At 74.3% G+C, this 8,269-nt stretch carries 7 protein-coding genes; all 7 read right to left on the bottom strand.

Annotation, left to right across the window (positions count from 1 at the left end; translation table 11 throughout):
• Positions 1-1,506 (bottom strand): sensor histidine kinase (locus HZS56_RS36500; protein WP_216725106.1); only part of this gene is annotated, 1,506 nt, incomplete at its 3' end.
• Entirely contained in the window at positions 1,499-2,806 is a 1,308-nt protein-coding gene (locus HZS56_RS36505) for an acyltransferase family protein (protein ID WP_216725107.1), read from the bottom strand. The genes HZS56_RS36500 and HZS56_RS36505, both read right to left, overlap by 8 nt.
• Positions 2,799-3,785: an alpha/beta hydrolase gene (locus HZS56_RS36510; RefSeq protein WP_216725108.1), complete on the bottom strand. Its 987-nt coding sequence runs from the start codon at positions 3,783-3,785 to the stop codon at positions 2,799-2,801. Before HZS56_RS36510 ends, HZS56_RS36505 begins: the two co-directional genes overlap by 8 nt.
• A gap of 329 nt (positions 3,786-4,114) precedes the next feature.
• Positions 4,115-5,116, bottom strand: coding sequence for an alpha/beta hydrolase (locus HZS56_RS36515; protein ID WP_216725109.1), 1,002 nt, complete (start codon positions 5,114-5,116; stop codon positions 4,115-4,117).
• A 194-nt stretch (positions 5,117-5,310) separates the two neighbouring features.
• A complete protein-coding gene (locus HZS56_RS36520) occupies positions 5,311-6,675 on the bottom strand; it encodes a kynureninase (protein ID WP_216725110.1) in 1,365 nt (454 codons plus the stop codon).
• The gene (locus HZS56_RS36525; protein WP_216725111.1) at positions 6,668-7,573 is read right to left on the bottom strand and encodes a tryptophan 2,3-dioxygenase family protein; all 906 of its coding nucleotides are present in this window, start codon (positions 7,571-7,573) and stop codon (positions 6,668-6,670) included. The genes HZS56_RS36520 and HZS56_RS36525 overlap by 8 nt, the downstream gene beginning before the upstream one ends.
• A 168-nt stretch (positions 7,574-7,741) precedes the next feature.
• Entirely contained in the window at positions 7,742-8,155 is a 414-nt protein-coding gene (locus HZS56_RS36530; protein ID WP_216725112.1) for a DUF3151 domain-containing protein, read from the bottom strand.
• Positions 8,156-8,269 lie beyond the last annotated feature (114 nt).

An 8,269-nucleotide genomic window follows, 5' to 3' on the forward strand; every position in this document is an offset into this window, starting at 1 on the left:
GCCGAAGGTGGTGGGGTCGGGCGGCTCGGGGCCGAAGGTGGTGGGGTCGGGCGGCTCGGGGCCGAAGGTGGTGGGGTCGGGCGGGTCGGAGTCGGGGTCGGTGAGGGCGGGCGGCTCGGCTTCGTCCGGCGTGTCGGCCTCGTCGACCGGAAGGAACGCGGACACCTGGTAGCCGCCGTCCGGCAGCGGGTGGGCCGTCAGGCTGCCGTCGAGCATCGCCACCCGCTCGCGCATGCCCAGCAGCCCGTGCCCCGCCCCCTGCGACGGCCCCGGTGCCTGCTTCGGCCGGGTGTTGGAGACGTCCACGCGCAGGCCGATCGGAAGGTGGGTGAGGTGGACCCGGGCGCTCGCGCCGGGCGCGTGCCGCAGCACGTTGCTGAGTGCCTCCTGCACGATCCGGTACGCCGACAGCTCGACGCCGGGCGGCAGCGGCCGGCGCCTCCCGCTCGTCTCGGTGGTGACGGTCAGCCCGGCTGCCCTGGTGTTCTCCACCAGCGCGTCGAGCCGGTCGAGGGTGGGCTGCGGGGCGTGCGGGGCCGCGTCGCTCCCCTCGGGCGCGTCCACCGCGTCCGGGTGCTCCGAACGCAGCACGCCCAGCACCCGGCGCAACTCGGTCAGCGCCTCCAGCGCGTTCTGCCGGATGCCGGCGAGGTTCTCCTTCAGCTCGTCCGGCGGGTCCGCGACGAGGTGGGGAGCGACCTGGGCCTGGATGGAGATCACGGACATGTGATGGGCGACCACGTCGTGCAGCTCGCGCGCGATACGGCTGCGCTCCTCCAGCAGGGTCCGCCGGGCCCGCTCCTCGGCGGTGAGCGAGGTCTGCTGGGCCAGTTGGCTGCGGGCCACCCTGCGGCCGCGCAGGGCCATGCCGAGGACGACGACGACCGTGAACAGGACGACGGCGAGCTGGCCGGTCGGCAGGTACTTCGGCGCACCCACCAGGCCCTGCAGCACATAGGTGACCAGCGCGCTCAGGGCCAGCGCCTCCGCGGACACCCGGGTGCGGACCCGCAGGGCGAGCAGCAGCAGGACGAACATGTGGGCGATGAGTCCGGCGGCCGTCCAGGGCCAGGTGAACTCCTCACCCAGGTCGGCCGGTACGGGGTCCGCGTAGCCCGGCACGGATACCGTGCGCCCCGGCCCGGAGACCATCTCGGCCCGTACGGCGACGGCGCCCACCAGCATGCCCGCCATCGACAGCCACCACCCGGCGACCGGTCGCCACAGCGCGAGCACCATCGCACCGGCCGACGCGAGCGCGATCACGAAGGCGAACCCCGGCTCGACCTTGCCCTGGTCCCCGAGTTGGGCGGCGTCACCGAGGAGCACACCGAGGGCGGCCAGACAGATGATCCCGTGCGGCAGCCAACGCAGCCACACCGACGGCGGGAGCGGGTCCGCACGCCAGGTCCACAGGTCGTCGCGGAGCACGCGCAGCACTCGCCGGACCCGTTCCCGGACCCACTGCGGCTTCCCCCTCTGCTTCACGGGCTCCACCCTAGACATGGCGTGCACCCGCCGTCCTCGGCGGACCCGGCGACCGGTGCGTCCGCACGACGCGCGAACGGCTCCTGCCGGTGCCGCGCTCGCAGGAGTGAAACGCGGCCCAGCATCCGGCCAGCGCCAGGGCGAACACCGGGAGCCAGGCGAGCCGGGCCCCGACCCAGTCCAGGCCGTCGGGAAGCGTGTGCAGACCGGGCAGCCGGCCCACGAGGAGGCCCATGGCGGTGGTCGCCATCAGCGCGGTCTGGTGCCAGAGGAAGATCGTCATCGCGGAGAGGTTGACCAGGGCGACCGCCGCCCACGCCACGGGCCGCCGCATCGCGCGGCGCAGCGGCCCGCGCAGCAGCAGGGCGAGCCCGCACTGGGCCAGGCCGAAGGCGACGGCGGCCAGGGTCGGCGGGTTGAGGTTCGACACGGAGGCGCCGGGGACGCCGACCATCGACGCCGGGTATCCCGCCCAGGCGACGAGCGCCGCGGTCGTCGCCGTACCGCCGGCGAGCAGGATCCAGCCCGCCCGGCGGCGGTCCAGTTCGCCGCGGGTCCAGGCGGCGCCGAGGGTGAAGGGGACCAGCCAGCCGGCGGCGAGGTTGATCCAGCCGAGCCAGGCCGGGGCGCCGAGCCCGAAGCGGAGCAGGTCCACGTGGAGGACGACGACCAGCGGCCACAGCGGATGCAGCCGGGTCAGCAGGGGTGTCGCCGCGGTCAGCGCGGCGAAGACCAGCAGGAACCACAGCGGGGACAGGGCCAGTTTCACCAGCGTGTGGACGGTGGCGAGCTCGGCCCCGGTCAGCAGCAGGAGCACCGCCGACACCGTCCACAGGCCGAGGACGGCCAGGACGGGCCGGAAGAGCCGGGACAGCCGGGTGGTCAGCCACTGGCCGTAGGTCTCGCCGCGGGCGCGGGCCGAAGCGTAGCCCTTGGTGGCAACATGACCTCCGACCAGGAAGAACACGGCGAGAGTCTGGAAGGCCCAGGAGACCGGGGCCAGCCAGGGCATGTCCTGCAGCGGACTGGCCGCGTGCAGGTTGCCGCCGTCGGCGACCAGGGCCGTCACCAGCCAGTGCCCGAGGACCACACCGAGGATGGCGAAGGCCCGCAGGGCGTCGACGGCCCGGTCGCGGTCACCGGGGGTCGCGGCGTCGACGCGGGCGGCGGCCCGGTGCAGTGTGCCGCGCAGGGTGTCCCGCCGCGGCGCCGGGAGCGGGCGAGGCGCCGGGACCGGACGAGGCGCGGGCGTCGATCGGGGTGCGGACGTCGATCGCGGGGCGGGTATGGGGCGAGGGGTTCGGGTCACGTCAGTCATGGGTCACCTCGGTGGTCTCGCCCAGAGCGATCCGGGCGAGGTTCGTCAGAGAGAGGGAGCCGGGGGCGAAGTAGTCGCTGTGGCCCCCGTCGCCCGCGTCGAAGACCCGGGCACCGAAGTCCGGCGAGACCGGGTCGGTGCCGAAGCCGACGGTGGTGCCGAACAGCTCGGCGCTGAGGTGCGGAACGTTCTCCACCCAGTCGCCCGCGCCCCGGCCCGCCCATATCCGGGCGCCGGTGTGCAGGTCGGCGACGGTGTCGGCCGTGCCGCCCGGACTGCCGACGAGGGCGATGTCGGTGACGTCCACGCTGTCCGCGGCGCGGGTGCAGACCACCGAGCCGTACGAATGGCAGAGGAGGGCGAGGCGGGTGTCGGGGCCGGCGATCCGGCGCAGGTCGGTCAGCAGTGCGCGCAGCTCGGGAGCGGCCGCGTCGGCGCGGTCGGTCGTGAGGACCGTGGTGCTGACGGTGCCCGGCGTCTCGTAGCCCAGCCAGGCCACGACCGCGGTACGCGTGCCCGGCGCCTCGGCGGCGAGTTGGCGGTGCAGGGCGAGTGCCGTGGCGCGGAAACGGTCGTAGGTGTCGAGGCTGGTGTCGGAGCCGGGGACCAGGACGGCGACACGCTCGGCACGGGCCAGGTCGCCGAAGACCTCGGTGGCCAGTCCGGCGCCCCGGCCGTCGAAGGAGAGGAGGCGGCGGGAGGGGTCGGCCATCGCGCGGTCCGCCGCGGCGCGGTGACGGTCGCCGTGTTCGGCGGCCATCCGGGACGCCTCGGCGGCGTTGGCCCGGTGAGCGGCGTAGGTCTGCTCCAGCGTGCCGGCCGTCGGGGCCGCGAGGACGGCGGGTGCCGGGGCGGGGATCTCGGGCCGCGCGGCACCGGAGAGGGGCAGCACCACGGCGCCCGCGATGAGAGCGGCGCAGCCGGCGCGGCGCCACCTGCCCGCCCACCGCCGCCAGCCTTCCTTCGTACCGGGCCCCATGGCCGCTCCCCTCCACCGCGCCCGCCCATCGGGCCCGTATGAAGGGAAGTTATGGATCGGGCCGGGTAACCCGCGTCCCGCCAGGGAACTCACCTGGCGGGTAGCTCTCAGGTACTACGGGTACGACGGGCTCGACCGGTGCGACAGGCACGACGGGGGCGACGGGGGGCGACGGGCACGGCAGGTGTGACAGGCACGACGGGGGCGACGGGTGCGACGGGCAGGACAGGTGCGACGCGCACGACCGGTGCGACGACAGGTACGACAGGTACGACGTAGCCCGCCCCGCATTCACGCAGCGCGTTCGTACGTCCTGCGAAGTCCCCGGCTCACCAGGCCAGCTGGGCGATCTCCTCGGCCACCACCGCGCACGCGTCCGCCGCCGGGTCGATCAGCGGAAAGTGGCCGACGTCCTCCAGCAGTGTCACGCCCACCACCTCCCCGGCCTTCGCCGCGGCGTCGGCGTACGCGTCGGCGACCGCCTGTGGAACGTCCACGTCGGCCCGGCCCTGGACCAGGGTCGTCGCGATGCCGGTCGGCAGCAGCAGAGCCGGGTCGGCGTACGGCTGTCGCTCTGCGAACAGCGGGCCCGCTCCCAGCAGTTGCCGCGCCGCGTCACCGCACACGCCGAGCTCGTCGGCGACTTGGAGGTCGGCGATCGGGGCGAGGGCGACCACGCCGCGCAGGGGCGCCGGGCGGTCGGTGCGCCAGGGGGCGTCGGCGGGCAGGACGTGGCGGGCGGCGGCCCACAGGGCGAGGTGGCCGCCCGCGGAGTGCCCGGTGAGCACCATGCGTCGGGCGTCGGCGCCCGGCAGGTGCCGCCGCACCAGCTCGGGCAGCGCGTCCAGCGCGGCCGCCACGTCGTCGAACGTGTCGGGCCAGCGCCCCGCGAGAGGCTCCCCGGATCCACCGGACCGGGAACTCCCGGCCCCGGAACCACCGGCCCCGGAACTCCCGGCCCCAGAACTCCCGGTCCCCGGACCACCGATCCCGGAGGTCCCCGGACCACCGGTCCCGGAGCCCTCGGCCCCGCGCCGGTACTCCACGCTGGCCACGGCGAAGCCCCGGTGGGCCAGGAAACCGGCGAACGGGCTGATGTGGCGCCGGTCGTAAGGAGCCCGCCACGAGCCGCCGTGCAACACCACCACCACGGGGGCGGCGCCCCCCGGACCCGCCGTGCCCCGTGGCGCGTAGAAGTCGACGACCTGGTCGGGGAGTTCGCCGTACGCGGCGCTGTCGTCGGGATCGACCGCCGGATGCGAGAAGGCCGACTTCTCCTCCGCGGCGTCCCGTGCGGCAGCGGTGCCCGGTTCTGCGGCGGCGTCCGGCATGCTCAACCTCTCAGCGACGAAACGGTGTTGGCGGACCGGGAGAATGAAATCGGCCGTTGGCGGGACGTTATCAGGCCGGTGACGTGCACGGACACGGGGATGTGACGCTGGGTGAGGGCCGAATGATCCGTCCGGCCCCCGTTTCCCCGTCCGCCTCGCCCCGCCCCGCGACTCAGCCGGCCCCGCCCACCGACTCAGCCGGCCGTCGTGTCCGCCAGTACCCGCGCCGCCCGCTCCACGTCCGCGAAGCCGACGTACAGCGGGGTGAAGCCGAAGCGCAGCACGTCGGGCGGACGGTAGTCCCCGACCACTCCGCGCTCGATCAGCCGCTTCATCACCTCACCGGCGCCGTCGCAGCGCAGCGCGACCTGGCTGCCGCGCTCGTCGTGCGCCTGCGGGGTCAGGGACTCCACCCGGCCCTCGGGGACGTACGCCCCGACGCAGCGCAGGAAGAAGTCCGTCAGCGCCAGGGACTTGGCCCGTACCGCCGCCACCGAGACCCCGTCCTCGTCCCACACGTCCAGCGCCGCCTCCAGGGCGAGCAGGGAGAGGATGTCGGGCGTACCGACCCTGCCGCGCACCGCGCCGGAGGCGGGCGTGTAGCCGGGCCGCATGCCGAACGGCTCGGCGTGCGAGTTCCAGCCGGGCAGCGGGGAGTCGAAGCGGTGCTGGAGGTCACGGCGCACGTACAGGTAGGCGGGCGAGCCGGGGCCGCCGTTGAGGTACTTGTAGGTGCAGCCGACGGCCAGGTCGACGCCGTGCTCGTCGAGGCCGACCGGCAGGGCGCCCGCGCTGTGGCACAGGTCCCAGACGGCGTACGCCCCCGCCGCGTGGACGGCGGCCGTGAGCGCGGGCAGGTCGTGCAGCCGGCCCGTGCGGTAGTCGACGTGGTTGAGCAGCACGGCCGCGGTGCGGTCCCCGCGGTCCGCGAGCGCCGACGGCACCCCGGACGGGGGGACGGGCCGCAGCGTGCAGCCCGTCAGCCGGGCCGCGGACTCGGCGATGTACCCGTCCGTGGGGAAGGTGGTGGCGTCGACGAGGATCTCGTCCCGGACCGCACCGCCCGAGCCCGCCGCACGGGACTCCCGGTGCCCCGCGCGGGAATCCCGGTGACTCGCACGGAAATCCCGGTGATCCGCACGGAAATCCCGGTGATCCGCTCCGTCCTTCCGGTGACCCGCACGGGAATCCCGGCCGTCCGCCCCGTCCTCCCGCGCCATGCGCACCGCGGCGACCAGCGCCTTGAAGACGTTGACACTCGTCGAGTCGCCGACGACGACCTGCCCGGCCCCCGCCCCGACCAGCGGTGCGATCCGGTCTCCGATCCGCTCCGGCGCCGTCCACCAGCCGCTCTCGTCCCAGGACCGGATGCGCAGTTCGCCCCACTGGCGCCGCACGACGTCCGCCACGCGCGCGGGGACGTGCGCCGGGAGCGCGCCCAGGGAGTTGCCGTCGAGGTACGTCACGTCGTCGAGGACGAAGCGCTCGCGCACCGCGGCCAGCGGGTCGGTGGCGTCCAGTTCCCCGGCTTCCTCGGCGATCCTCGTGTGGTCAGACATAGGACCGCGCCGTCCACAGCTCGGGGAACACGTTGCCCCGGGCCCGCTTCTCCAGCCAGGCCACTCCGGCGGAGCCGCCCGTGCCGGTCTTGGAGCCCATCGCGCGGCGGGTGGCGACCAGGTGGTCGTTGCGCCAGCGCCAGACCAGTTCGGCGACGTCGGTGAGGGCCTCGCCGAGGCGGGCCAGTTCGCCGTTCTGGTCGCCGGAGTAGACGGCCGTCCAGGCGGCCTCCACCTCGGGCACCGGCTCGTACTTCTGGGTGACGTCACGCCGGAGCACGGATTCCGGTACGTCGTAGCCGCGCCGTGCCAGCAGCCGGACCACCTCGTCGTACAGGCTCGGCTCGTGCAGCGCCTTCTCCAGTTCGGCGTGGACGCGCGGGGCGCCGCGGTGCGGAACGAGCATGGACGCGGACTTGTCGCCGAGCAGGAACTCCAGGCGGCGGTACATCGCCGACTGGAAGCCGGAGCCCTCGCCGAGGGCGGACCGGTAGGAGTTGAACTGTGCCGGCGTCAGCTGTCCGAGCGGCGTCCAGGAGGCGTTGAGCGCCTCCAGCTCCCGCACCGAACGCTTGAGCGCGTCGGTCGCCACCCGTACGCCGCGCTCACCGTACTCGCCGTCCTCGGCGTCCTCGGCGTCCTGACTGCCCTTGCCGTGCTCACCGTCCTTGCCGTGCTCACCGTCCTCGCCGTCCTCGCGCAGGGCGCGGGCGGCGGTCTCCCACTCGTGGACGATGACGGTGAACCACAGTTCCATGACCTGGGTCGTGACCAGGAAGACCATCTCTCCGGGATCGTCGGAGAGGGGGTGCTGGAGATGGGTGAGCACGTCCGCCTTGACGTAGTCCTCGTACGGCGTGCTGCCCTCGAAGTCGAGATTCGGGGCGTCGTGGGACATCGCTGTCTCCTGAGGTGCACTTCGGGTAGCGGTCCGCCCTGCCGTTACCGGCACGGGGCCCCGGTCCCCAACGGCATACTCCGCAATCGTCGCAGGAAACCGCAAGGCCCGCCCCCGCACAGGCGGCGGGAGCGGGCCGGACGCGTCCCGGAGGACCGGCGGCACCGGTCAGCCGAGGACCTCGGCCGCGGACGGCGAGGAGTCCTTCAGGAACTGGCTGCAGCGCTCGTACTCCTCCTTCTCGCCGATCGCCTGGGCGGCGCGGGCGAGGGCGTGCAGGGCGCGCAGGAAGCCGCGGTTCGGCTCGTGGTCCCAGGGCACCGGGCCGTGCCCCTTCCAGCCGCTGCGGCGCAGCGCGTCCAGGCCGCGGTGGTAACCCGTACGGGCGTACGCGTACGACTCCACGACACTGCCGCGCTCGAACGCCTCGTCGGCCAGCCGGGCCCAGGCGAGCGAGGACGTCGGGTACTTCGCGGCGACATCGGCGGGCGAGGTGCCGCCCGCCAGCAGTTCGCGCGGCCCGGGGTCGTCGGGGAGGTGGGTCGGGGGCGGTCCCCCGAGGAGGTTCTCGTGAATGGCCATGGGACAAGTCTGCGGCATGCGCTCCGTTCCGTCGGACGAGTGAGGACGGCCGGGATCACGCCACCCGGAACACACACTCCCCCCTGCCCCTGCCCCTGCCGTACCTTCCCGGCC

The sequence above is a fragment of the Streptomyces mayonensis genome (genome assembly GCF_018982965.1).
Taxonomy (GTDB): Bacteria; Actinomycetota; Actinomycetes; order Streptomycetales; family Streptomycetaceae; genus Streptomyces; species Streptomyces mayonensis.

What these genes read in the sequence shown, in the direction of transcription:
- HZS56_RS36505 (WP_216725107.1), bottom strand. Translation starts at nt 2,806, where the DNA reads ATGACTGACGTGACCCGAACCCCTCGCCCCATACCCGCCCCGCGATCG.
- HZS56_RS36510 (WP_216725108.1), bottom strand. Translation starts at nt 3,785, where the DNA reads ATGGGGCCCGGTACGAAGGAAGGCTGGCGGCGGTGGGCGGGCAGGTGG.
- HZS56_RS36515 (WP_216725109.1), bottom strand. Translation starts at nt 5,116, where the DNA reads ATGCCGGACGCCGCCGCAGAACCGGGCACCGCTGCCGCACGGGACGCC.
- HZS56_RS36520 (WP_216725110.1), bottom strand. Translation starts at nt 6,675, where the DNA reads ATGTCTGACCACACGAGGATCGCCGAGGAAGCCGGGGAACTGGACGCC.
- HZS56_RS36525 (WP_216725111.1), bottom strand. Translation starts at nt 7,573, where the DNA reads ATGTCCCACGACGCCCCGAATCTCGACTTCGAGGGCAGCACGCCGTAC.
- HZS56_RS36530 (WP_216725112.1), bottom strand. Translation starts at nt 8,155, where the DNA reads ATGGCCATTCACGAGAACCTCCTCGGGGGACCGCCCCCGACCCACCTC.